The following is a 23,681-nucleotide window of genomic DNA, read 5'->3' as shown; positions in this document are numbered from 1 at the left end:
ACTCTTTTCGCTGTGGATATTTTAGAGATTAAGAAGAATTTGGAGCGGGAAACGAGACTCGAACTCGCGACCCCGACCTTGGCAAGGTCGTGCTCTACCAACTGAGCTATTCCCGCTTGGGTGGTCCGTGCTTTGAAAGCACTTTCAAATTTTGGAGCGGGAAACGAGACTCGAACTCGCGACCCCGACCTTGGCAAGGTCGTGCTCTACCAACTGAGCTATTCCCGCTTGGGTGGTCCGTGCTTTGGAAGCACTTTCAAATTTTGGAGCGGGAAACGAGACTCGAACTCGCGACCCCGACCTTGGCAAGGTCGTGCTCTACCAACTGAGCTATTCCCGCAAATCTGCACTGCTTTTGTTGCTGTCGTAACGTGTAATTCTCTGTCGTTACGGGAGGCGCATTATACGAGAAATCCTTTTAGCTGCAACCCCCCTTAAAGCGATTTTTTCGAAATTAAGTTCAAATGCTTAATTAATCGGCAAGCTGAACAATTTAACGACAAAAACCCGGCCACGCAAGGCGCCGGATCGCAAAATCACAGCTTAATAAAGTTTTCGCGGTAGTAGGAAAGCTCCGCCACGGACTCACGGATATCGTCCATCGCCTGGTGGGTCCCCTGCTTTTTAAAGCCGTCGAGGATTTCAGGCTTCCAGCGACGCGCCAGCTCTTTCAGGGTGCTGACATCCAGATAGCGGTAGTGGAAATATGACTCCAGCTCCGGCATGTACTTAAACAGGAAACGGCGATCCTGGCCGATACTATTCCCACAGATAGGCGATTTGCCTGCCGGAACCCACTGTTTCAGGAACTCAAGCGTCGCCAGCTCCGCCTCGCGATCGCCGAACGTGCTCGCCTTCACGCGCTCCACCAGGCCACTGCCGGTGTGGGTGCGCACGTTCCATTCATCCATCAAAGCCAGCTGGTCGTCGGACTGATGCACCGCAATCGTTGGCCCTTCAGCCAGGATATTCAGGTTAGCGTCCGTCACCAGCGTTGCAATTTCAATGATGCGATCGCGCTCGGGATCCAGCCCGGTCATTTCGAGATCGATCCAAATCAGGTTGTTTTCATCCGCGCTCATGTTATTTTCCACCCTTCTCGCATAACCGGCAGTAGCAGGTTAACTAGTATTAATTAGAGTGTATCATAGAGGTTTTGCCCCTTACGGGCGACCAGGAGCCAGCGCGATTGAGTAAAAATAAACTCTCCAAAGGGCAGCAGCGCCGCGTAAACGCCAACCACCAGCGCCGTCTTAAAACCACTTCGGAGAAGCCGGATTATGACGACAACCTGTTTGGTGAAGCGACAGAAGGCGTAGTCATCAGCCGTTTCGGTATGCATGCCGATGTCGAATCCGCCGACGGGGATATCCACCGTTGCAATATCCGTCGCACCATCCGTTCACTGGTTACCGGCGATCGCGTGGTCTGGCGACCGGGTAAAGAGGCGGCGGAAGGCGTTACGGTAAAAGGTATCGTTGAAGCGGTTCATGAGCGCACGTCCGTGTTAACCCGTCCCGATTTCTACGACGGGGTCAAACCCATTGCTGCCAACATTAACCAGATTGTTATCGTATCGGCGATTTTGCCCGAACTTTCGCTCAACATTATCGACCGATACCTCGTCGCCTGCGAAACGCTGCAGGTTGAACCGATTATCGTGTTGAACAAAATCGATCTGCTGGATGACGACGGCATGGCCTTCGTGAATGAGCAGATGGATATCTACCGCAAGATTGGTTACCGCGTGCTGATGGTCTCCAGCCACACCAAAGATGGTCTTAAACCGCTGGAAGAGGCGCTGACCGACCGCATCAGCATCTTTGCGGGCCAGTCCGGCGTGGGTAAATCGAGCCTGCTGAACAACCTGCTTGGCCTCCAGCAAGAGATACTGACCAACGATGTGTCCAACGTCTCTGGACTGGGCCAGCACACCACCACCGCCTCGCGTCTGTATCATTTCCCGCACGGCGGCGACGTGATCGACTCCCCGGGGGTGCGTGAGTTCGGTTTGTGGCACCTTGAGCCGGAACAAATCTTTAACGGATTTGTCGAATTCCATGATTATTTAGGCGCTTGTAAATACCGCGACTGTAAACACGATAACGACCCTGGCTGCGCTATCCGTGAAGCGGTTGAGAAAGGCGAGATCGCGGAAACCCGCTTCGAGAATTACCACCGCATTCTTGAGAGCATGGAAGACGTAAAAACGCGTAAAAACTTTTCTGATTCTGATAACTGACAACTAAGCTAAGCATCGCTAAAATCGTCCCCTTTTTTCAGGTTCCGGCGGCTTGACGCCGGATCAGGAACGACAAAACAATGGCCTGGAGGCTACCTTGTTAAACGCATTTAAACTTTCGCTTCAATACATTCTGCCAAAACTGTGGCTCACTCGCCTGGCGGGCTGGGGCGCAAGCAAACGCGCGGGCTGGCTGACCAAACTGGTCATCGACCTTTTCGTAAAATATTACAAGGTCGATATGAAAGAGGCGCAAAAGCCGGATACCGCCAGCTACCGCACCTTCAACGAGTTCTTCGTGCGCCCGCTGCGTGACGAAGTGCGCCCGCTGAACACCGACCCTAACGTCCTGGTGATGCCGGCAGACGGCGTGATCAGCCAGTTGGGTAACATCGAAGACGACAAAATCCTGCAGGCGAAGGGCCATAACTACAGTCTGGAAGCGCTGCTGGCGGGTAACTACCTGATGGCGGATCTGTTCCGCAACGGTACGTTTGCCACCACCTATCTGTCACCGCGCGACTACCATCGCGTGCATATGCCGTGTAACGGTATCCTGCGTGAAATGATTTACGTCCCGGGCGACCTGTTCTCCGTAAACCACCTGACCGCGCAGAACGTGCCGAACCTGTTTGCCCGTAACGAGCGCGTCATCTGTCTGTTCGATACTGAATTTGGCCCTATGGCACAGATTCTGGTCGGTGCGACCATCGTAGGCAGCATCGAAACCGTCTGGGCCGGCACCATCACCCCACCGCGCGAAGGCGTGATCAAACGCTGGACCTGGCCTGCCGGTGAAGCGGAAGGCTCTGTGGCCCTGCTGAAAGGTCAGGAGATGGGTCGCTTCAAGCTGGGCTCCACCGTAATCAACCTGTTTGCGCCTGGCAAAGTGAAGCTGGCGGAACAGCTCGAAAGCCTGTCGGTCACCAAGCTGGGCCAGCCGCTGGCGGTCTCTACCGAAACCTTCGTGACGCCGGATGCAGAACCAGCGCCGCTGCCGCAGGAAGAGATCAACGCCGAGCACGACGCCAGCCCGCTGGTTGACGACAAAAAAGACGAAGGCTAACAACAGAAGGATCGCTGACGTGCGCCCGATTATCGTTCTACTGATGGCCTGGTGCCTCAGCATGGGGGCGTACGCAGCGACAGCCCCCGACGCCAAACAGATAACCCAGGAACTGGAGCAGGCAAAAGCGGCCAAACCCGCTCAGCCAGAGACCGTCGAGTCGCTCCAGGCTGCCCTGAACGCGCTTGAGGAGCGGAAAGGCTCTCTTGAGCGCGCTCAGCAGTATCAGCAGGTTATCGACAATTTCCCCAAACTCTCGCAGACGCTGCGCGCGCAGCTCAATAATCTGCGTGACGAACCGCGCGATGTGCCCGCAGGCATGACCTCGGACGCTCTGAACCAGGAGATCCTGCAGGTCAGCAGCCAGCTTCTGGAAAAGAGCCGCCTTGCCCAGCAGGAGCAGGAGCGAGCGCGTGAAATTGCCGACTCCCTCAGCCAGCTTCCGCAACAGCAAACCGACGCCCGCCGCCAGCTTAATGAAGTTGAGCGTCGCGTGGGTACGCAAAGCGGCAATACGCCACAGGCTCAGGCCCAAAATCTGGGCCTGCAGGCAGAATCTGCTCGCCTGAAGGCCCTTGTCGATGAGCTGGAGCTGGCGCAGCTCTCCGCCAATAACCGCCAGGAGCTGTCGCGGATGCGCTCTGAACTCGCTCAGAAGCAGAGCGAGCAGCTGGATGCGTATCTCCAGGCCCTGCGCAATCAGCTCAACAGCCAGCGTCAGCGCGAAGCGGAGCGCGCGCTGGAAAGCACCGAACTGCTGGCTGAAAACAGTGAAAACCTGCCTGCCGGTATCAACGAACAATTCAGGGTCAACCGCGAGCTTTCTGCCGCGCTGAATCAGCAGGCGCAGCGCATGGATCTGGTTGCATCCCAGCAGCGTCAGGCGACCAATCAAACCCTTCAGGTTCGCCAGGCGCTCAACACCCTGCGCGAGCAGTCCCAGTGGCTCGGGTCATCAAACCTTCTCGGCGAAGCGTTACGCGCCCAGGTCGCGCGCCTGCCGGAAATGCCGAAGCCGCAACAGCTGGATACCGAGATGGCCCAGCTGCGCGTTCAGCGCCTGCACTTTGAAGATCTTCTTAATAAGCAGCCGCAAATCCGCCAGATCCGTCAGGCTGACGGACAGCCCCTGACCAGCGAGCAAAACCGTATTCTGGAAGCCCAGCTGCGTACCCAGCGTGAACTGCTGAACTCTCTGCTCCAGGGCGGGGATACGCTGATTCTGGAGCTGACCAAGCTAAAAGTCTCCAACAGCCAGCTGGAAGATGCGCTGAAAGAGGTGAACGAGGCTACGCACCGTTATCTCTTCTGGACGTCCGACGTGCGTCCGATGACATTCTCGTGGCCGATTGAGATTGTTCAGGACCTGCGCCGTCTGATTTCGCTGGACACCGTCAGCCAGCTGGGACAGGCCAGCGTGATGATGTTTACCAGCAAAGAGACCATTTTCCCGCTGCTCGGGGCGTTGATTCTGGTGGGCTTCAGCATTTACTCGCGCAGGCATTTCACCCGCTTCCTGGAGCGTTCCAGCTCCAGGGTCGGGAAAGTCACCCAGGATCACTTCTGGCTGACGTTGCGCACCGTATTCTGGTCGATTCTTGTCGCCTCCCCGCTGCCGGTGCTGTGGATGACGCTGGGGTATGGCCTGCGGGAAGCCTGGCCCTATCCGCTCGCGGTCGCAATTGGCGATGGCGTCACCGCCACGGTGCCGCTGCTGTGGGTGGTCATGATTTGCGCCACCTTCGCGCGCCCCAATGGCCTGTTCATCACCCACTTTGGCTGGCCGCGTAATCGCGTTGCGCGCGCCATGCGTTACTACCTGATGAGCATCGGGCTGATTGTGCCGCTGATTATGGCGCTGATCATGTTCGATAATCTCAACGACCGGGAGTTCTCAGGCTCACTGGGGCGCCTCTGCTTTATGCTGATATGCGGGGCGCTGGCCATCGTTACGCTCAGCCTGAAACGCGCGGGTATTCCGCTCTATCTCGATAAATCCGGCAGCGGCGAAAACATGTTCAACCGGCTGCTCTGGAACCTGCTGCTTAGCGCGCCGCTGTTTGCGATGCTGGCAGCAGCGGTAGGCTATCTGGCAACCGCGCAGGCGCTGCTGGCGCGGCTGGAAACCTCGGTGGCCATTTGGTTCCTGCTGCTGGTGGTGTACCACGTGATCCGCCGCTGGATGCTGATCCAGCGCCGCCGTCTGGCCTTTGATCGAGCCAAGCATCGTCGGGCGGAGATCCTCGCCCAGCGCGCGCGGGGTGAGGAAGAGCCAAACCACGTCAACAGTACGGAAGGCACAACGGAAGCGGACGAAGTCGAGCTGGATCTGGATGCCATCAGTACCCAGTCTCTGCGCCTGGTTCGTTCCATACTGATGCTGATTGCCCTCCTCTCGGTCATCTTCCTGTGGTCAGAGATCCACTCCGCATTCGGCTTCCTGGAGAACATCTCTCTCTGGGACGTAACGTCTACGGTGCAGGGCGTTGAAAGCCTGGAGCCGATTACCTTAGGGGCGGTGCTGATTGCCATTCTGGTGCTGATCATCACCACTCAGCTGGTGCGCAACTTCCCGGCGCTGCTGGAGCTGGCGCTGCTGCAGCATCTGGATTTAACGCCGGGTACAGGCTATGCGATTACGACCATTACCAAATATCTGATCATGCTGTTTGGCGGGCTGGTTGGCTTCTCGATGATCGGTATTGAGTGGTCGAAGCTGCAGTGGCTGGTGGCGGCCCTTGGTGTAGGGTTAGGTTTTGGCTTACAGGAGATCTTCGCCAACTTCATCTCTGGCCTGATCATTCTGTTCGAAAAACCGATCCGTATTGGCGATACCGTAACGATTCGCGATCTGACCGGCAGCATCACGAAGATCAACACCCGTGCGACGACGATCAGCGACTGGGATCGGAAAGAGATCATCGTGCCAAACAAGGCGTTTATCACCGAGCAGTTCATCAACTGGTCGCTGTCAGACTCCGTTACCCGCGTGGTGCTGACGGTACCGGCGCCGTCGGACGCCAACAGCGAAGAGGTCACCCAGATCCTCTACACTGCCGCTGAGCGCTGCTCGCTGGTAATCGACAACCCGGCGCCGGAAGTATTCCTTGTGGATTTACAGCAGGGGATCCAGATTTTCGAGCTGCGTATTTATGCCGCCGAAATGGGACACCGTATGCCGCTGCGCCATGAGATCCATCAGCTGATTCTGGCGGGCTTCCGCGAGCACGGTATTGATATGCCGTTCCCACCGTTCCAGATGCGCCTGGAAAGCCTGGACGGGCGTAAAACGGGAAGAACGCTGACGTCAGCGGCGCGTACGCGCCCGGCGGGAAGTTTGTAAGATAAGCGGTGCAACCCTCTCCCGCGGGAGAGGGTTAACTGCCGTCAGGCGCGATCTACGGTAAACGCAATCACATCACCAAGCTGTTCTGCGCCCAGGGCCAGCATCACCAGACGGTCAACACCCAGCGCCACGCCGGAGCAATCCGGCAGACCTGCTTTTAATGCTTCAAGCAAATTCACATCAATAGGCTGCTGCGGCAAACCGCGCGCGGCGCGCTTGCGGTTATCCTGCTCGAAGCGCTGCTGCTGCTCGCGGGCATCCGTTAGTTCGTGGAAGCCGTTCGCCAGCTCGATGCCTTTGTAATAGACCTCAAAACGCTCTGCTACACGATGATCTTCGGTACTGATCTGCGCCAGCGACGCCTGGCTTGCCGGGAAGTGATAGACAAAGGTCGGACGATCCTTGCCAATCTGTGGTTCTACGCCGAAGGTGAACAGCAGCTGCAGCAGCGTGTCGCGATCCTCTTCGGTATCCGCCACGTTGCTGAGATCCAGTTTTGCCGCCACTTCGCGCAGCTGGGTTTTGTCCGCCGACAGCGGATCGATTTCCAGATGGCGCTGGAAAGCCTGCTGATAGGAGAGCGTTTCGGCTTCCGAGCATTCCAGGACCTGCTGCAGCAGATCGTCCACCTCATTCATCAGGCGGTACATATCATAATGCGGGCGGTACCACTCCAGCATGGTGAATTCCGGGTTGTGGTGACGCCCCATCTCTTCATTACGGAAGCTGCGGCACAGCTGATACACCGGACCACATCCCGCCGCCAGCAGGCGTTTCATGTGGTATTCCGGGCTGGTCATCAGATACAAATTCATGCCCTGAGAGTGGCCGGGGCCAACAAAACGGGTTTCAAACGGCACCAGATGAATATCCGTTACCGTTGCCTGACTCATGCACGGCGTTTCCACCTCCAGGACTCCGCGGTCGGCAAAGAAACGGCGGATCTCCGCCATAATTGCAGCGCGTTTTAACAGATTAGGGATGGATGCGCTCGGCTGCCAGGTGGCCGTTTCGCTCATGAGTTGTTCTCCGATTTCAGACAAGGGCACGAAGTCTACTCGTTAGCAGGGGCAGAGACAAATTTTGCGCAGTAAAAAAGCGCATTTCATTTAGGTGAACTTTTTCGTGACGTATTTCATCAATCTTCATGATAAATCACCATACAGAACAGCAAAAAAATCGAACACGTCAAATTTCCCTGACATCTACACGGTTATACTGTTTTACCCATAAAGGAGCAGTGGAAACGCTTTCGCAATCGTCCTTTTGGACGGGTGAACTACCTTTAGTTTGTCGCGTTGCGAAATAACAAAAATCTGGAGGAATGTCGTGCAAACTTTTCAAGCCGATCTTGCCGTAATAGGCGCTGGCGGGGCTGGATTACGTGCTGCGATTGCTGCAGCACAAGCTAATCCCAACGCTAAAATCGCATTGATTTCAAAAGTCTATCCAATGCGTAGTCACACAGTGGCAGCAGAAGGAGGGTCCGCCGCCGTTGCGCAGGATCATGACAGCTTTGAATACCATTTCCACGACACGGTTGCAGGGGGCGACTGGCTTTGCGAACAGGATGTCGTTGACTACTTTGTGCATCATTGTCCAACGGAAATGACCCAGCTTGAACAGTGGGGATGTCCGTGGAGCCGCCGTCCGGACGGCAGCGTCAACGTTCGCCGCTTTGGCGGTATGAAGATTGAACGCACCTGGTTCGCCGCCGATAAAACTGGCTTCCACATGCTGCACACCCTCTTCCAGACCTCCCTTCAGTTCCCACAAATTCAGCGCTTCGATGAACATTTCGTCCTCGACATTCTGGTTGATGACGGACAGGCGCGTGGCCTGGTGGCGATGAACATGATGGAAGGCACGCTTGTCCAGATCCGCGCCAACGCGGTAGTGATGGCGACGGGCGGGGCGGGTCGCGTTTATCGCTACAACACCAACGGCGGCATCGTCACCGGTGACGGCATGGGCATGGCGCTCGGCCACGGCGTACCGCTGCGGGATATGGAGTTCGTGCAGTATCACCCAACCGGCCTGCCGGGCTCCGGTATTCTGATGACGGAAGGCTGCCGCGGTGAAGGCGGTATTCTGGTCAATAAAAACGGCTACCGCTATCTGCAGGATTACGGCATGGGCCCGGAAACCCCGCTCGGCGAACCGAAGAACAAATACATGGAACTCGGCCCGCGCGACAAAGTCTCTCAGGCTTTCTGGCACGAGTGGCGCAAAGGCAACACCATCTCCACGCCGCGCGGCGATGTGGTCTATCTCGACCTGCGTCACCTTGGCGAGAAGAAACTGCTGGAACGTCTGCCGTTCATCTGCGAGCTGGCGAAAGCTTACGTCGGCGTCGACCCGGTGAAAGAGCCGATTCCGGTGCGTCCAACCGCGCACTACACCATGGGCGGGATCGAAACCGACCAGCAGTGCGAAACCCGAATTAAAGGCCTGTTCGCCGTCGGCGAGTGTTCCTCCGTGGGTCTGCACGGCGCCAACCGTCTCGGGTCTAACTCACTGGCAGAGCTGGTCGTCTTTGGCCGCATGGCGGGCGAGCGCGCGATGGAGCGGGCGGCTACAGCAGGCGAAGCCAACGGTGCCGCGCTGGATGCGCAGGTCGCAGACGTTGAAAAACGCCTGAAAGGTCTGGTGAACCAGGAGGGTAACGAGAACTGGTCTAAGATCCGCGACGAGATGGGCCTGTCGATGGAAGAAGGCTGCGGTATTTACCGTACGCCAGAGCTAATGCAAAAAACCGTCGACAAGCTGGCGGAACTGCAGGAGCGCTTCAAGCGCGTGCGCATCACCGATACCTCAAGCGTATTCAACACCGACCTGCTCTACACCATCGAGCTGGGCCACGGTCTGAACGTCGCGGAATGTATGGCGCACTCTGCGCTGGCGCGTAAAGAGTCGCGTGGGGCCCACCAGCGTCTGGATGAAGGCTGTACCGAACGTGACGACGTCAATTTCCTGAAACACACTCTCGCCTGGCGCGATGCAGATGGCACCACACGTCTGGACTACAGCGACGTGAAAATCACCACGCTGCCGCCGGCTAAACGCGTGTACGGTGCAGAAGCAGAAGCCGCCGAGAAGAAGGAGAAGGCGAATGGCTGAGATGCAAAAAATGAAAGTTGAAGTGGTGCGCTACAATCCGGAAGTGGACGCCGCACCGCACAGCGCTTTCTATGAAGTTCCTTATGACGAGCAAACCTCCCTGCTGGATGCGCTCGGCTATATCAAAGACAACCTGGCGCCAGACCTGAGCTACCGCTGGTCCTGCCGCATGGCAATCTGCGGCTCCTGCGGCATGATGGTCAACAAGGTGCCGAAGCTGGCCTGTAAGACCTTCCTGCGCGAGTACACCAAAGGCATTAAGGTCGAAGCGCTGGGCAACTTCCCGATTGAACGCGATCTGGTGGTCGATATGACCCACTTTATCGAAAGCCTGGAAGCCATTAAGCCGTACATCATCGGTAATCCGCGCACGCCGGATCAGGGGCCGAATACCCAGACGCCGGCGCAGATGGCGAAATACCATCAGTTCTCCGGCTGCATCAACTGCGGCCTGTGCTACGCAGCCTGTCCACAGTTTGGCCTGAACAAGGAGTTCATCGGCCCGGCCGCCATTACCCTGGCGCACCGCTATAACGAAGACAGCCGAGACCACGGCAAAAAAGAACGTATGGCGCAGCTTAACAGCCAGAACGGCGTCTGGAGCTGTACCTTTGTGGGTTATTGCTCCGAAGTTTGTCCGAAGCACGTCGACCCGGCCGCCGCAATTCAACAGGGTAAAGTGGAAAGCTCGAAAGACTTTCTTATCGCTACCCTGAAACCACGCTAAGGAGTGCATGATGACGACTAAACGCAAAGCCTATGTGCGGCCTGTGCCGTCCACCTGGTGGAAAAACCTGCCGTTTTATCGCTTCTACATGCTGCGTGAAGGCACGGCGGTACCGGCGGTCTGGTTCAGCCTTGAGCTGATGTACGGCGTTTTTGCCCTCAAGCATGGCCCGGAAGCCTGGGCCAGCTTTGTCGGTTTCCTGCAAAACCCGATCATTGTTGTTCTGAACCTGATCGTGCTCGCGGCCGCGCTGCTTCACACCAAAACCTGGTTTGAGCTGGCGCCAAAAGCGGCAAACATCATCATAAAAGACGAGAAAATGGGGCCAGAGCCGGTGATTAAAGGGCTCTGGGCAGTGACGATTCTGGTCACTGTGGTCATTCTGTTTGTCGCATTGTTCTGGTAAGGAGACACCTGTGATCAATCCAAATCCAAAACGTTCTGACGAGCCGGTCTTCTGGGGCCTGTTTGGCGCAGGCGGCATGTGGAGTGCCATCATCGCCCCCGTCATCATCCTGCTGGTCGGCATTATGCTGCCGCTGGGGCTGTTCCCGGGCGATGCGCTGAGCTACGAGCGCGTGCTGGCGTTCGCGAGCAGCTTTATCGGCCGCGTGTTCATCTTCCTGATGATCGTCCTGCCGCTGTGGTGTGGCCTGCACCGTATTCACCATGCGATGCATGACCTGAAAATTCATGTACCGAGCGGGAAATGGGTGTTCTACGGTCTGGCGACCATCCTGACCGTGGTGACGCTGATTGCCGTGGTCACCATCTGACGCTTCTGGCCCGCCATCCGGCGGGCCTTTTATTTCTGCATCTTCCCCACCAGCCACTGGGCAAATTCGCGCATTGCGGGCGTTTCTGTCCGTGACTGTAGCCTTGTCAGCCAGTAGCTGCCGAGGTCAATCTGCGTTGCAAACGGCTGCACGATGCGCTCGCTGCTGAGTAAATGGGTAAACATGTCGACAGGCGCAATGGCAATCCCTACGCCTGCCTGCGCGGCTTCCAGCATGGTCACGGACGAATCAAACACCATCACCCGGTGCGTCGGCGAGGGAGAGTGTTCGCCCGCTGCCTGCATCCACGCAGCCCACTCGTCGCGCCGGTAGGAGCGCAGCAGGGTAAACTTCAGGATATCTGCCGGGCTTTTGAGAACTGAGGCAATCTCGGGTGTACAGAGCGCAGACAGCGGCGCAGGGCAAAGGAATTCAGCATCGGTTCCATGCCACGCGCCGCCACCGTAGCGAATAGTGTAATCAAGCCCTTCGGCCGCTGGATCGACGCGATTGTTATGGGTGGAAAGCTGAAGATCAATATGCGGATAGCAGCGGCGAAAGTCCGCGAGCAGCGAGAATAAAACACCCGTGGCAAAAGTCCCTACCACACCTATTTTGAGCTTCTCCTGAGCGCGCTGGCTGGCAAAACGATCCAGCATGCCGGCGATGCGATCGAACGAGTCATTCAGCACCGGCAGCAAATTCTCGCCTTCAGTGGTCAGCATCAGCCCTCGCGAAACGCGGACAAACAGCTGGCAATTAAGGTGTTGTTCCAGCGCCTTGACGTGCTGGCTAATCGCGGAATGGGTGACATTCAGCTCGATAGCGGCATGCGTAAAACTGAGGTGCCTGGCGGCTGCTTCAAACGCCCGCAGGGAATTTAGAGGGAGATAGCTGCGCGTCATGGTCTCGTCCGTTAGAAAAATTAACAGCTAATGCTAAATTTAACCGTTTGTCAGCCATAGTCAAATCCAACAGACTACAGCGGTCTGACGGGCCCGGACACTCCCTTGAACTGCTATTACGGAAGATAAATGATGATGACTAAATCCCTTTGCTGCGCCCTGCTGCTCAGCACCTCCTGCTCGGTATTGGCTACCCCGATGTCAGAAAAACAGCTGGCTGAGGTGGTGGAACGGACCGTTACGCCGCTGATGAAAGCGCAGGCCATTCCGGGTATGGCGGTGGCGGTGATTTATGAGGGTCAGCCGCACTACTTTACCTTTGGTAAAGCCGATTTTGCGGCGAACAAACCTGTCACTCCACAAACCTTGTTCGAACTGGGTTCTATAAGTAAAACCTTCACCGGCGTACTCGGTGGCGATGCCATTGCTCGCGGTGAAATATCGCTGGGCGATCCGGTTACAAAATACTGGCCTGAGCTGACAGGCAAGCACTGGCAGGGGATCCGCATGCTGGATCTGGCAACCTATACCGCAGGAGGTTTGCCGTTACAGGTACCGGATGAGGTCACGGATAACGCCTCTCTGCTGCGCTTTTATCAAAACTGGCAGCCGCAGTGGAAGCCGGGTACCACGCGTCTTTACGCCAATGCCAGCATCGGTCTTTTTGGCGCGCTGGCGGTTAAGCCTTCCGGCATGAGCTATGAGCAGGCCATAACGACGCGGGTCTTTAAGCCGCTCAAGCTGGACCATACCTGGATTAACGTTCCGAAAGCGGAAGAAGCGCATTACGCCTGGGGATACCGCGACGGTAAAGCGGTACACGTTTCGCCAGGAATGCTGGACGCTGAAGCCTATGGCGTAAAAACCAACGTGCAGGATATGGCAAGCTGGGTGATGGTCAACATGAAGCCGGAATCCCTTCAGGATAATTCACTCAGGAAAGGCATTTCCCTGGCGCAGTCTCGCTACTGGCGCGTGGGGGCCATGTATCAGGGGTTAGGCTGGGAAATGCTTAACTGGCCGGTCGATGCAAAAACCGTGGTTGAAGGTAGCGACAATAAGGTGGCGCTGGCACCGCTGCCTGCGAGAGAAGTGAATCCACCGGCGCCTCCGGTAAAAGCCTCATGGGTGCACAAAACCGGCTCTACCGGCGGGTTTGGCAGCTACGTGGCGTTTATTCCCGAAAAGCAGCTCGGCATTGTGATGCTGGCGAATAAAAGCTATCCGAACCCGGCACGCGTTGAGGCGGCATACCGTATCCTCGACGCACTGCAGTAAAACATTGCCGGGTGGCGCTAACGCTTACCCGGCCTACAAAATCCACGGGATGGCCACCCGGCGAAACACACCGCACAAAAACCCCATTTTCCTTGCCGTCATCTACACTTAACAAAAAACAGTAAGGAAACTCCTATGCGCATTCTGCCTGTTATCGCCGCGGTGACAGCCGCGTTTTTAGTGGTTGCCTGCAGTTCCCCTACCCCGCCTCCAGGCGTTACCGTCGTCTCGCCTTTTGATGCACAACGCTTCCTTGGAACATGGTATGAAATCGCGCGCCTCGACCATCGGTTTGAACAGGGCCTGGAGAAGGTCACTGCGAATTACAGCCCGATGGATGATGGCGGTATTCAGGTGATCAACCGGGGCTATAATCCCGATCGGGAGATGTGGCAGCAGTCGATTGGGAAAGCGTACTTCACGGGCGACCCGCGACGGGCCGCGCTCAAAGTCTCTTTCTTCGGCCCGTTTTATGGCGGCTATAACGTGATCGCGCTCGACAGAGAGTACCGTCACGCGCTGGTCTGCGGGCCGGATCGCGACTATCTGTGGATACTTTCCCGCACGCCAACTATTTCATCAGAAATGAAACAGCAGATGCTGGACGTCGCGACCCGGCAAGGGTTTGATGTATCAAAACTTATCTGGGTAAAACAACCCCATTAATGGGTACTGAGCTTCAGCCCAACGATCCCGGCCACAATCAAGGCGAGGCTGGCGATACGCGCCAGACTCGCTGACTCTCCCAGCAGCAGAATGCCGGTGATGGCGGCCCCCACCGCACCAATGCCCGTCCAGACGGCGTAAGCCGTTCCCACAGGCAGCGAGCGCATCGCCCAGGATAACAGGACAATACTCACGATCATCGCGGTGACGGTTATGACGCTGGGCGTCAGGCGGGTAAATCCGTGGGTGTACTTGAGACCAATTGCCCATACCACTTCGAGCAGGCCAGCAATAAAAAGAATGATCCAGGACATTTCAGGCTCCTTAACTTAATACAAGTTGGGGCCGTCCCCGGTGAAAGAAACGCTTACGGGTCGTCCCGTAAGGCAGAGATTACGCCCCATATTGTGGTTAGCGTGCTATTTTTTTTCAATCATTTTTTGCTGAACACGTTAAGGCAAGAAATAGCCGCAGTATGGCGCGTAGTTCCGGCATTTAGCACTCATCCGACTTCTCTATGATGATGTGCTTTCTGATGGCAGGAAGCCAAACCACTAGCCGACTGCGAATAAAATATGTTCAAAATTCTCTTGATTGACCGTTGTCACTTCACCCGCACGGGGTTTGAAGCATGGCTCAATCATTCCGGTTTGTTCCCGGGACACTACGTTGTGACCGGGTTAAATAATCTGTTCCTTGCCAGGGAGCACATTCTGCAATGGAAACCCACGCTGGTTATCGCCGATCTTTACGGCTTCAGGCAGGATATTCATCATTTTCAGCAGCTTTCGTCGTTGCTGAGCGCCAGTGAACGATTACCGTTTATTTTGCTGCAATCGGGAGAGGACCGCGGCATGACCGACTGGCTCGGACAGTTTCCGGTGTGGTCGTCGCTGTTGAAAAACGCCAGTCTCGAAGAAGTGGCAACGACGATCAACGACGCATTAATCTCACGCGCCAGCGCTGACAGGCCAACGGCGGCGGCCCCCTTGCTGACCCGACAGGAAGAGAAAGTGCTGACATTGTGGATGGACGGTGCGAGCAATCAAAAAATTGCCGCTCACCTGAGTATCAACGGAAAAACGGTGTATACCTATAAACGCAATATCCGCATGAAATTGCATATGGATACGCGTTTTTCTCCGTTCTTATCCCTGCAGGAATCAGAAAGCTGACGGTACGAAACCCGCTGGTCTCGTACCGTATGTTAATTACTGCTGAGCTTTGGTTGCCGCACCAGAGATTGCGCTACCACCTTCAGAAATGTCCTGACCGACGCCACGCGTGGTATTACAGGCAGTTAACACTGAAGAAAGTACCAGGACTGAAAAGATCGCTGCAATTGTTTTCTTAACCATAATATCTTCCTTTTATAGCCAAAGTTGTTTTGTGTATAGCAACTTAAGAATAGACAAGATCCCGCCGGTTGACGGAAAAGGAAGCATTTTTAGGAAAATTAGACGAACTTAGCTGGCGGCGTGAGAAATGATATGACCGAGATCCTGGATATCTTGCCCCATCCCACGGGTGGTGTTACAGCCGGAAAGCAAAGCGCTGGAAAGCGCTAACAGAAGCAGAATTTTAACGGTACGTTTCATCATCCCTGCCTGCAAAAATCAGGCGCAGCGGGCGCTGCGCCTTCAATCATGACGTAAATTACTTCACGCGGGATACGTATTCGCCGGAGCGGGTATCCACTTTGATCACTTCGCCAGTCTGTACGAACAGTGGAACTTTAACCACTGCGCCGGTAGACAGTTTGGCTGGTTTACCACCAGTACCTGCGGTATCACCTTTCAGACCTGGATCGGTTTCAACGATTTCCAGTTCAACGAAGTTTGGTGGGGTCACAGCGATAGGCTGGCCGTTCCACAGGGTCACGATGCACTCAGCCTGATCCAGCAGCCATTTAGCGCTATCACCTACCGCTTTCTCATCAGCAGACAGCTGTTCGAAAGTGGAGTTGTTCATGAAATGATAGAACTCACCGTCGTTGTACAGATAGGTCAGGTTCATATCAACAACATCAGCGCCTTCAGCAGAGTCAGTAGACTTGAAGGTTTTCTCAACACGGGTACCGGTCAGCAGACGGCGCAGCTTAACGCGTGCGAATGCCTGGCCTTTACCTGGTTTAACGAATTCGCTGGCTTCAACCGCGTACGGTTCGCCGTCCATCATGATTTTAAGACCAGCACGAAAATCGTTGCTATAGTACGTTGCCATAAGGCCCTCTAAATTTGTTAACTGGTAGCTAAGCCACAAAATGGCGCATATTGTAACCCTAAACACCCCGTCCAGAGAAGATTGGTTATCGCAACTTGCCGATGTAATCACCAGTCCTGATGAATTGCTGCGTCTTTTAGACCTCGATCAGCACCCAGAGTTGCTTGCAGGCCGCGAGGCAAAGCGCCTTTTCGCCCTGCGCGTTCCCCGTGCGTTTGTGGCGCGAATGGAGAAAGGCAACCCCGACGATCCGCTATTAAAACAAACACTTACTTCGCAGGATGAGTTTGTCACCGCGCCGGGATACAGCACCGATCCGCTGGAAGAGCAGAACAGCGTGGTGCCGGGTTTACTGCACAAGTATCTCAACCGCGCCCTGCTGCTGGTAAAAGGCGGTTGCGCGGTAAATTGTCGTTATTGCTTCCGTCGGCACTTCCCCTATGCCGAAAACCAGGGCAATAAACGTAACTGGCAGGTCGCGCTGGACTATATCGCCGCCCATCCTGAGCTGGATGAGATTATTTTTTCCGGCGGTGACCCGCTGATGGCAAAAGATCATGAGCTCGACTGGCTGCTGACCCAGCTTGAAGCCATTCCGCACGTTAAGCGCCTGCGTATTCACAGCCGTTTACCGATTGTCATTCCGGCACGTGTCACTGACGGCCTGGTGTCACGCCTGGAGCAGTCAAGATTGCAGGTGCTGCTGGTGAACCATATCAACCACGCGAACGAAATTGACGATGACTTTCGCGCGGCGATGGCGCGTCTGCGTAAAGCGGGCGTGACGCTGCTGAACCAGAGCGTGCTGCTGCGCGACGTGAACGACAGCGCCCGTGTGCTGGCTGACCTGAGCAATGCCCTTTTTGATGCGGGCGTGATGCCCTATTACCTGCACGTGCTGGATCGCGTTCAGGGCGCGGCCCATTTCATGGTGACGGATGAAGAAGCCCGGCAGATTATGCGCGAACTGTTAACGCTGGTTTCAGGCTATATGGTGCCGAAGCTGGCACGCGAGATTGGCGGAGAGCCGAGCAAGACGCCGCTGGATTTGCAGCTGCGGCAGTGCTAGTTTCCCCTCACCCTAACCCTCTCCCACAGGGAGAGGGAAAAAGGCCATCAGTTCGGGCACTTGTAGACCTGGCCGTTCATCTGGCTGGCGGTCGGCACAAAGCTGGACAGCATACTCTGCGTTGGGCTGCTCACGCCGTAAATCACGTTACCGCCCATTGCCGCAGCCTGGTTACGCAAGGCATTCGCCGCACCGCGCATCGAGCCACCTTCCTCGCCATGCTGACCTGACATCCAGTTACTTTGCTCACCGGTTGCCGTGCCTAACAGCTGGCATTCACTGCCAGGCTTATCTTCCACAAAGCGAACGCCCTGGCCCGCTGCCGACAGCTCATTGCTGGAGCTACAACCCGCCAGCAGCAATGCTGCCCCTACAATCCCTGCACAGACTTTTACGCGCATGTTATTCCTCGTTTTCAATAAGCTGGACAGTAGTTGTCCGTGTGTAAATCTTATACCTAAAAGATGACCAAAAGAAAAACCCCCGAGCATTTCTGCCCGGGGGTTTTTCACATTCTACGACGTAGAACGCACGATTACATCATGCCGCCCATACCGCCCATGCCGCCCATGCCAGCAGCACCTAAGTCTGGTGCATCGCCTTTAGGCATATCGGTGACCATGCACTCGGTGGTGATCATCAGGCCAGCGACAGATGCCGCGTACTGCAGAGCAGAACGGGTTACTTTCGTTGGATCCAGGATACCGAAGTCAATCATGTTGCCGTATTCTTCAGTTGCTGCGTTGTAACCGTAGTTACCTTCGCCCGCTTTCACGTTGTTCGCAACCACAGATGGCTCTTCACCGGCGTTAGAAACGATCTGACGCAGAGGGGCTTCCATTGCGCGCAGCGCAACTTTGATACCCACGTTCTGATCTTCGTTCTGTGCGGTCAGGCCTGCCAGTTTAGCGGCAACACGCACCAGCGCAACACCACCACCAGCAACCACGCCTTCTTCTACCGCAGCACGGGTCGCGTGCAGGGCATCGTCAACGCGTGCTTTTTTCTCTTTCATTTCAACTTCGGTAGCTGCACCGACTTTGATTACCGCAACGCCGCCAGCCAGTTTCGCTACGCGCTCCTGCAGTTTTTCACGGTCGTAATCGGAAGTCGCTTCTTCGATCTGCTTACGGATCTGACCCACGCGGCCCTGAATAGCGGCTTCTTCACCCACACCGTCGATGATGGTGGTGGTGTCTTTGTTGATCACAACGCGTTTCGCCTGGCCCAGGTCTTCCAGGGTCGCTTTTTCCAGCTCCATACCGATCTCTTCAGAGATCACGGTACCGCCGGTCAGGGTAGCGATATCCTGCAGCATCGCTTTACGGCGATCGCCGAAGCCAGGTGCTTTAACCGCAGCCACTTTCACGATGCCGCGCATGGTGTTAACCACCAGGGTCGCCAGCGCTTCGCCTTCAACGTCTTCAGCGATGATAACCAGAGGCTTGCCTGCTTTCGCAACGGCTTCCAGTACTGGCAGCATTTCGCGGATGTTGGAGATTTTCTTGTCAGCCAGCAGGATGAACGGGCTTTCCAGCTCAACAGCACCCGTTTCTGGCTTGTTGATGAAATATGGGGACAGGTAACCGCGGTCGAACTGCATACCTTCAACCACGTCCAGTTCGTCTTCCAGACCGGTACCGTCTTCAACGGTGATCACGCCTTCTTTACCGACTTTGTCCATCGCTTCAGCGATCAGTTTACCTACGGTTTCGTCGGAGTTAGCGGAGATAGTACCAACCTGAGCAATGGCTTTAGAGTCAGAGCACGGTACGGACAGCGCTTTCAGCTCTTCAACAGCGGAGGCGACAGCTTTGTCGATACCACGTTTCAGATCCATTGGGTTCATGCCCGCAGCAACGGCTTTCAGACCTTCGGTGATGATTGCCTGCGCCAGTACGGTCGCGGTGGTGGTACCGTCACCTGCAGCGTCGTTCGCTTTAGAGGCAACTTCTTTCACCATCTGCGCGCCCATGTTTTCGAACTTGTCTTCCAGCTCAATTTCACGTGCTACAGAAACACCATCTTTGGTGATGGTTGGCGCGCCGAAGGATTTATCCAGCACTACGTTGCGGCCTTTCGGGCCCAGAGTCACTTTAACTGCATCTGCCAGTACGTTTACGCCGCGGAGCATTTTTACACGAGCGTCGTTACCGAATTTTACGTCTTTAGCTGCCATGTTCTTATTTCCTCAAATTCTCGTGCGTAAATTACGCTTCAACAATTGCCAGAATGTCGCTCTCGGACATGATCAACACTTCTTCATTGTCGATCTTCTCGGATTTCACGCCGTAGCCATCGTTGAAAATTACGATGTCACCAACTTTAACGTCCAGTGGCTGCACAGTTCCGTTTTCCAGGATGCGGCCCTTACCGACAGCGATGATTTCGCCACGCGTTGATTTGGCTGCTGCAGAACCGGTCAGAACGATGCCGCCAGCAGACTTGGTTTCAACTTCTTTACGTTTGACGATCACACGATCATGTAACGGACGAATACTCATTGATAGCTCTCCTTTGAGAAAGTCATTATCAGTTATGGATGACGCCGGCCCGCATGCGGTTTTCCGACTAGTGCCCTGAGAGATGGGGATAGCTTTTTCCCCCTTCAAGGGGGAGTCGAAAAAAAATTTGCGAAAGTGTTACCATCGCCTCTCTTTTGGTACTGGCAGGGCGATGTGAATGAGTGGACTCAAGCAGGAGCTGGGGCTGGCGCAGGGCGTCGGACTGCTCTCAACCTCCTTGTTAGGTACAGGCGTGTTTGCCGTACCCGCACTGGCGGCGCTGGTGGCTGGAAATAACAGCCTGTGGGCGTGGCCGGCGCTGATTGTATTGGTTTTCCCGATAGCCATTGTGTTTGCCATCCTGGGCCGGCATTTCCCCAGCGCGGGCGGCGTGGCGCACTTTGTCGGACTGGCCTTTGGCCCGCGGCTGCAGCGTGTCACCGGCTGGCTGTTTCTCTCCGTCATTCCGGTTGGCCTTCCTGCCGCGTTGCATATTGCGACCGGCTTTGGTCAGGCGCTGTTTGGCTGGCATCACGAGCAGTTATTGTTGGCCGAACTGGGTACGCTGGCGATCGTCTGGTGGGTGGGCTCTCGCGGCGCCAGCTCCAGCGCCAACCTGCAGACGCTGGTTGCGGTGCTGATTGTCGCGCTCGTTGTCGCAATCTGGTGGGCGGGCGATATCACAATCAAGGAAATTCCCTTCCCGGCGCTGACCGACGTCGACCATTCCGAGCTTTTCGCCGCGCTCTCCGTCATGTTCTGGTGTTTTGTTGGCCTGGAAGCCTTTGCCCATCTGGCCTCTGAATTTAAGCAGCCTGAACGCGATTTCCCCCGCGCGCTGATGATAGGCCTGCTGCTGGCAGGTACGGTCTATTGGGCATGTACCGTGCTGGTCTTACACTTCCACGCGTTCGGAGCGGATCTCGCCGCCGCGGCCTCGCTGCCGGGTATCGTGGTGGAACTGTTCGGCGTGAAGGCGCTATGGATCGCCTGTGTCATCGGCTATCTCGCCTGTTTTGCCAGCCTCAATATTTATATCCAGAGCTTTGCCCGGCTGGTGTGGTCGCAGGCGCTCGACAAACCTGAGAATCGCCTCGCGCGCCTGTCTAAACGCCAGCTTCCGCTGAATGCTCTGAATGCCGTACTGGGCTGCTGCGTGGTAAGCACGCTGTGTATTTACGCACTGAAGATTAATCTGGACGCGCTGATCGTCTACGCCAACGGCATTTTCATCATGATCTACCTGCTGTGCATGCTGGCGGGATGTCGTTTGCTGAAAGGTCGCTTTAAAGCTCTGGCGGTCGTCGGGGGTTTGCTTTGCCTGCTGTTGCTGGCGATGGTGGGATGGAAGAGTCTGTACGCGATTATCATGCTGGCAGGGCTGTGGATGTTTTTGCCGAAGCGCGGTGCGCTCCCGGAGGCCCGGTAGGCGAAGCGCCACCGGGCAACAAAATCACCGATCGTCTTTATGATCTAAACGGTCGTGCTGTTCATCCTTACGCTGATACTCCCCTTCAAAGGTATCGCCCGGCCCGGTGCTGAACCCGCCGCCCGGCATACGGCTAAAGCGCAGATGCGGCAGCAGCTTCATGGTCAGGTGTTTTTGCACCGGCGGCAGAAGCAGCAGCAGGCCGAGGAAGTCAGTGAAGAACCCCGGCAGGATCAGCAGCAGCCCCGCAATAATCAACGACACGCTTTTGATCATCTCTTCCGCCGGGCTTTCCCCTGCGGCCATCTTCTGCTGCATTATCAGGAAATTTTTGAAACCCTGATTACGCACCAGCGACATGCCGATGACGGAGGTGAAAATCACCAGAATAAGCGTCAGCAAGACGCCCAGCACATGGGCAACCTGGATGAAAATGGAAATCTCAATGTAAACATAGAGAAAGAAAGCAATAAACGGTATCCAGCGCACTGGCATCTCCTGTGTGGCAGAGGCCATCGGGCCCCTGTCTGAATGTGTTCGCGACGCGCGTTTGTATGAGATGGTGACGGTTAGCGAAAATTCAATCAGTTTGCACGGATATTTTTTTTGGAAATTTTAAAGCGGTGACCCATTTCACAGATTAATAATTATCATGGAATCGGCTCGATAATAAGTGATCCAGCTTACGGCAATTCGCTATCATCAGCATATGATCTCGAGCATCTGGCTGATTGAGGGAATAATCGTCGGTCAGAAAATATTCAAAACCACATAAATACTGTGTGTTTAGTACAATCCATCGGCAGCTTGAAAAGAAGGTTCACATGTTAAACAACATTCGTATCGAAGAAGACTTGTTGGGTACCAGGGAAGTTCCAGCGGATGCCTACTACGGTGTCCACACTCTGAGAGCGATTGAAAACTTCTACATCAGCAACAGCAAAATCAGCGACATCCCTGAGTTTGTCCGTGGCATGGTGATGGTGAAGAAAGCCGCAGCACTGGCCAACAAAGAGCTGCAAACCATTCCTAAAAGCGCGGCAAATGCGATTATCGCAGCCTGCGATGAAGTGCTGAACAACGGCAAATGCATGGACCAGTTCCCGGTTGACGTCTATCAGGGCGGCGCGGGCACCTCCGTCAACATGAATACCAACGAAGTACTGGCAAACATTGGCCTGGAGCTGATGGGTCACCAGAAAGGTGAATACCAGTACCTGAACCCGAACGACCACGTAAACAAATGCCAGTCTACCAACGACGCCTACCCTACCGGCTTCCGTATCGCGGTGTATGCCTCTGTGGTGAAACTGGTGGATGCGATCAACCAGCTGGGTGATGGCTTCCAGCGTAAAGCGGTTGAGTTCCAGGACATCCTGAAAATGGGTCGTACCCAGCTGCAGGACGCGGTGCCGATGACCCTCGGCCAGGAATTCCACGCGTTTAACGTACTGCTGAACGAAGAGACCAAAAACCTGCTGCGCACCTCCGAGCTGCTGCTGGAAGTGAACCTGGGCGCCACCGCCATCGGTACCCGTCTGAACACCCCGGATGGCTATCAGCAGCTGGCGGTACAGAAGCTGGCGGAAGTGTCTAACCTGCCGGTTGTGCCTGCAGAAGACCTGATTGAAGCCACCTCCGACTGCGGCGCCTACGTTATGGTACACAGCGCCCTGAAACGCCTGGCGGTGAAACTGTCCAAAATCTGTAACGACCTGCGCCTGCTCTCTTCCGGTCCGCGCGCTGGCCTGAATGAAATCAACCTGCCAGAGCTGCAGGCCGGTTCATCCATCATGCCAGCCAAGGTGAACCCGGTGGTGCCAGAAGTGGTGAACCAGGTTTGCTTCAAAGTCATCGGTAACGATACGACCGTGACCATGGCCTCTGAAGCGGGTCAGCTGCAGCTGAACGTGATGGAGCCAGTGATTGGCCAGGCGATGTTTGAATCCATCCACATCCTGACCAACGCCTGCTACAACCTGCTGGAAAAATGCATTAACGGCATCACGGCGAATAAAGAAGTCTGTGAGGGTTATGTCTACAACTCCATCGGGATCGTCACCTACCTCAACCCGTTCATCGGTCACCACAACGGTGATATCGTCGGTAAGATTTGCGCCGAAACCGGTAAGAGCGTACGTGAAGTGGTGCTGGAGCGCGGGCTGTTGACCGAAGCTGAGCTGGACGATATCTTCTCGGCCCAGAACCTGATGCACCCGGCATATAAAGCGAAACGATATACCGATGAAAGCGAACAGTAACCGTTCTGGCTAGGCTTCTTAAGGCACGTCACTTGTGACGTGCCTTTTTTCTTTTTAGGCGTTACCTAA

24 protein-coding genes and 3 tRNA genes are annotated in these 23,681 nt (G+C 55.5%); 13 read left to right on the top strand and 14 right to left on the bottom strand.

What is annotated here, in order from left to right; genetic code table 11:
- Window positions 1-40: 40 nt before the first annotated feature.
- The 4 genes from ACMGGX_RS11830 to orn form a co-directional block, all read right to left on the bottom strand.
- Window positions 41-116 (bottom strand) — tRNA-Gly (locus ACMGGX_RS11830).
- Between the two features lie 36 nt (window positions 117-152).
- Window positions 153-228: transfer RNA gene (locus ACMGGX_RS11825), tRNA-Gly, on the bottom strand.
- 36 nt (window positions 229-264) lie between these two features.
- Window positions 265-340: transfer RNA gene (locus ACMGGX_RS11820), tRNA-Gly, on the bottom strand.
- A 196-nt stretch (window positions 341-536) separates the two neighbouring features.
- A complete protein-coding gene (gene orn / locus ACMGGX_RS11815) occupies window positions 537-1,082 on the bottom strand; it encodes an oligoribonuclease (protein WP_023310130.1) in 546 nt (181 codons plus the stop codon).
- 107 nt (window positions 1,083-1,189) lie between these two features.
- Here orn and rsgA point away from each other — a divergent pair, with 107 nt between their 5' ends.
- The 3 genes from rsgA to mscM all read left to right on the top strand — a co-directional run bounded on the left by rsgA (window position 1,190) and on the right by mscM (window position 6,651).
- Window positions 1,190-2,242 (top strand): small ribosomal subunit biogenesis GTPase RsgA, encoded by a 1,053-nt coding sequence (gene rsgA, locus ACMGGX_RS11810; RefSeq protein ID WP_023334242.1) that lies wholly within the window; start codon window positions 1,190-1,192, stop codon window positions 2,240-2,242.
- Between the two features lie 97 nt (window positions 2,243-2,339).
- Window positions 2,340-3,308 (top strand): archaetidylserine decarboxylase, encoded by a 969-nt coding sequence (gene asd, locus ACMGGX_RS11805; protein ID WP_033144458.1) that lies wholly within the window; start codon window positions 2,340-2,342, stop codon window positions 3,306-3,308.
- 19 nt (window positions 3,309-3,327) lie between these two features.
- The gene (gene mscM, locus ACMGGX_RS11800; protein ID WP_039261016.1) at window positions 3,328-6,651 is read left to right on the top strand and encodes a miniconductance mechanosensitive channel MscM; all 3,324 of its coding nucleotides are present in this window, start codon (window positions 3,328-3,330) and stop codon (window positions 6,649-6,651) included.
- 44 nt (window positions 6,652-6,695) lie between these two features.
- Here mscM and epmA read toward each other — a convergent pair whose 3' ends face one another.
- Window positions 6,696-7,673: an elongation factor P--(R)-beta-lysine ligase gene (gene epmA, locus ACMGGX_RS11795; protein WP_045404820.1), complete on the bottom strand. Its 978-nt coding sequence runs from the start codon at window positions 7,671-7,673 to the stop codon at window positions 6,696-6,698.
- Between the two features lie 310 nt (window positions 7,674-7,983).
- Between epmA and frdA the strand changes: the two genes are divergently transcribed.
- From frdA to frdD, 4 genes are read left to right on the top strand one after another with little or no spacing between them, the layout of a single operon-like run.
- Window positions 7,984-9,774: a fumarate reductase (quinol) flavoprotein subunit gene (gene frdA, locus ACMGGX_RS11790; RefSeq protein WP_420298391.1), complete on the top strand. Its 1,791-nt coding sequence runs from the start codon at window positions 7,984-7,986 to the stop codon at window positions 9,772-9,774.
- On the top strand, window positions 9,767-10,501 hold the full coding sequence (locus ACMGGX_RS11785) for a succinate dehydrogenase/fumarate reductase iron-sulfur subunit (protein WP_023310124.1): 735 nt from the start codon (window positions 9,767-9,769) through the stop codon (window positions 10,499-10,501). Before frdA ends, ACMGGX_RS11785 begins: the two co-directional genes overlap by 8 nt.
- A gap of 10 nt (window positions 10,502-10,511) precedes the next feature.
- Window positions 10,512-10,907 carry a fumarate reductase subunit FrdC gene (frdC, locus tag ACMGGX_RS11780; RefSeq protein ID WP_032662400.1) on the top strand — a complete coding sequence of 132 codons (396 nt, stop codon included), beginning with the start codon at window positions 10,512-10,514 and terminating at the stop codon, window positions 10,905-10,907.
- Between the two features lie 10 nt (window positions 10,908-10,917).
- Window positions 10,918-11,277: a fumarate reductase subunit FrdD gene (gene frdD / locus ACMGGX_RS11775; protein WP_000609653.1), complete on the top strand. Its 360-nt coding sequence runs from the start codon at window positions 10,918-10,920 to the stop codon at window positions 11,275-11,277.
- 29 nt (window positions 11,278-11,306) lie between these two features.
- Here the strand turns inward: frdD and ampR are convergent, their stop codons facing one another.
- The gene (gene ampR, locus ACMGGX_RS11770) at window positions 11,307-12,182 is read right to left on the bottom strand and encodes a LysR family transcriptional regulator AmpR (RefSeq protein ID WP_252047119.1); all 876 of its coding nucleotides are present in this window, start codon (window positions 12,180-12,182) and stop codon (window positions 11,307-11,309) included.
- A gap of 132 nt (window positions 12,183-12,314) precedes the next feature.
- Here ampR and blaACT point away from each other — a divergent pair, with 132 nt between their 5' ends.
- Window positions 12,315-13,460: an ACT family cephalosporin-hydrolyzing class C beta-lactamase gene (gene blaACT, locus ACMGGX_RS11765; protein WP_420298758.1), complete on the top strand. Its 1,146-nt coding sequence runs from the start codon at window positions 12,315-12,317 to the stop codon at window positions 13,458-13,460.
- 135 nt (window positions 13,461-13,595) lie between these two features.
- Window positions 13,596-14,126 (top strand): lipocalin family protein, encoded by a 531-nt coding sequence (locus tag ACMGGX_RS11760; RefSeq protein WP_023310119.1) that lies wholly within the window; start codon window positions 13,596-13,598, stop codon window positions 14,124-14,126.
- On the opposite strand, the gene sugE is transcribed toward ACMGGX_RS11760, so the two are convergent.
- Entirely contained in the window at window positions 14,123-14,440 is a 318-nt protein-coding gene (gene sugE / locus ACMGGX_RS11755) for a quaternary ammonium compound efflux SMR transporter SugE (protein WP_008502938.1), read from the bottom strand. The genes ACMGGX_RS11760 and sugE overlap by 4 nt on opposite strands.
- Window positions 14,441-14,701: 261 nt before the next feature.
- Here sugE and ACMGGX_RS11750 point away from each other — a divergent pair, with 261 nt between their 5' ends.
- Complete coding sequence (locus ACMGGX_RS11750) at window positions 14,702-15,301, top strand: helix-turn-helix transcriptional regulator (RefSeq protein ID WP_023310118.1); 600 nt, start codon at window positions 14,702-14,704, stop codon at window positions 15,299-15,301.
- A 36-nt stretch (window positions 15,302-15,337) separates the two neighbouring features.
- Here ACMGGX_RS11750 and ecnB read toward each other — a convergent pair whose 3' ends face one another.
- From ecnB to efp, 3 genes are all read right to left on the bottom strand, one after another.
- Window positions 15,338-15,484: a lipoprotein toxin entericidin B gene (gene ecnB / locus ACMGGX_RS11745; RefSeq protein WP_003025482.1), complete on the bottom strand. Its 147-nt coding sequence runs from the start codon at window positions 15,482-15,484 to the stop codon at window positions 15,338-15,340.
- Window positions 15,485-15,592: 108 nt separating this feature from the next.
- Entirely contained in the window at window positions 15,593-15,724 is a 132-nt protein-coding gene (locus ACMGGX_RS11740; protein ID WP_024907352.1) for an entericidin A/B family lipoprotein, read from the bottom strand.
- 58 nt (window positions 15,725-15,782) lie between these two features.
- Window positions 15,783-16,349 (bottom strand): elongation factor P, encoded by a 567-nt coding sequence (gene efp / locus ACMGGX_RS11735; RefSeq protein WP_010427766.1) that lies wholly within the window; start codon window positions 16,347-16,349, stop codon window positions 15,783-15,785.
- Window positions 16,350-16,389: 40 nt separating this feature from the next.
- On the opposite strand from efp, the gene epmB reads away from it, so the two are divergent.
- Complete coding sequence (epmB, locus tag ACMGGX_RS11730; RefSeq protein ID WP_420298390.1) at window positions 16,390-17,418, top strand: EF-P beta-lysylation protein EpmB; 1,029 nt, start codon at window positions 16,390-16,392, stop codon at window positions 17,416-17,418.
- A gap of 47 nt (window positions 17,419-17,465) precedes the next feature.
- Here epmB and ACMGGX_RS11725 read toward each other — a convergent pair whose 3' ends face one another.
- The 3 genes from ACMGGX_RS11725 to ACMGGX_RS11715 all read right to left on the bottom strand — a co-directional run bounded on the left by ACMGGX_RS11725 (window position 17,466) and on the right by ACMGGX_RS11715 (window position 19,922).
- Window positions 17,466-17,819, bottom strand: a complete 354-nt coding sequence (locus tag ACMGGX_RS11725) for a DUF4156 domain-containing protein (RefSeq protein WP_023310115.1) — start codon at window positions 17,817-17,819, stop codon at window positions 17,466-17,468.
- 134 nt (window positions 17,820-17,953) lie between these two features.
- Window positions 17,954-19,597 (bottom strand): chaperonin GroEL, encoded by a 1,644-nt coding sequence (gene groL, locus ACMGGX_RS11720; RefSeq protein WP_014882201.1) that lies wholly within the window; start codon window positions 19,595-19,597, stop codon window positions 17,954-17,956.
- A gap of 31 nt (window positions 19,598-19,628) precedes the next feature.
- On the bottom strand, window positions 19,629-19,922 hold the full coding sequence (locus ACMGGX_RS11715; protein ID WP_003855929.1) for a co-chaperone GroES: 294 nt from the start codon (window positions 19,920-19,922) through the stop codon (window positions 19,629-19,631).
- Window positions 19,923-20,100: 178 nt separating this feature from the next.
- Between ACMGGX_RS11715 and yjeH the strand changes: the two genes are divergently transcribed.
- Window positions 20,101-21,351, top strand: a complete 1,251-nt coding sequence (gene yjeH, locus ACMGGX_RS11710; RefSeq protein WP_420298389.1) for an L-methionine/branched-chain amino acid transporter — start codon at window positions 20,101-20,103, stop codon at window positions 21,349-21,351.
- Window positions 21,352-21,375: 24 nt separating this feature from the next.
- Here the strand turns inward: yjeH and ACMGGX_RS11705 are convergent, their stop codons facing one another.
- Entirely contained in the window at window positions 21,376-21,840 is a 465-nt protein-coding gene (locus ACMGGX_RS11705; RefSeq protein WP_023616652.1) for an FxsA family protein, read from the bottom strand.
- Window positions 21,841-22,175: 335 nt separating this feature from the next.
- Between ACMGGX_RS11705 and aspA the strand changes: the two genes are divergently transcribed.
- A complete protein-coding gene (gene aspA, locus ACMGGX_RS11700) occupies window positions 22,176-23,612 on the top strand; it encodes an aspartate ammonia-lyase (RefSeq protein ID WP_003855923.1) in 1,437 nt (478 codons plus the stop codon).
- The last annotated feature ends 69 nt before the right edge of the window (window positions 23,613-23,681 follow it).

The sequence above is a fragment of the Enterobacter sp. BNK-29 genome (genome assembly GCF_048684785.1).
GTDB classification, from domain to species: domain Bacteria; phylum Pseudomonadota; class Gammaproteobacteria; order Enterobacterales; family Enterobacteriaceae; genus Enterobacter; species Enterobacter cloacae_M.
Note: the sequence above shows the minus strand (reverse complement) of the source record. Positions and strands in the feature narration are given on the sequence as shown.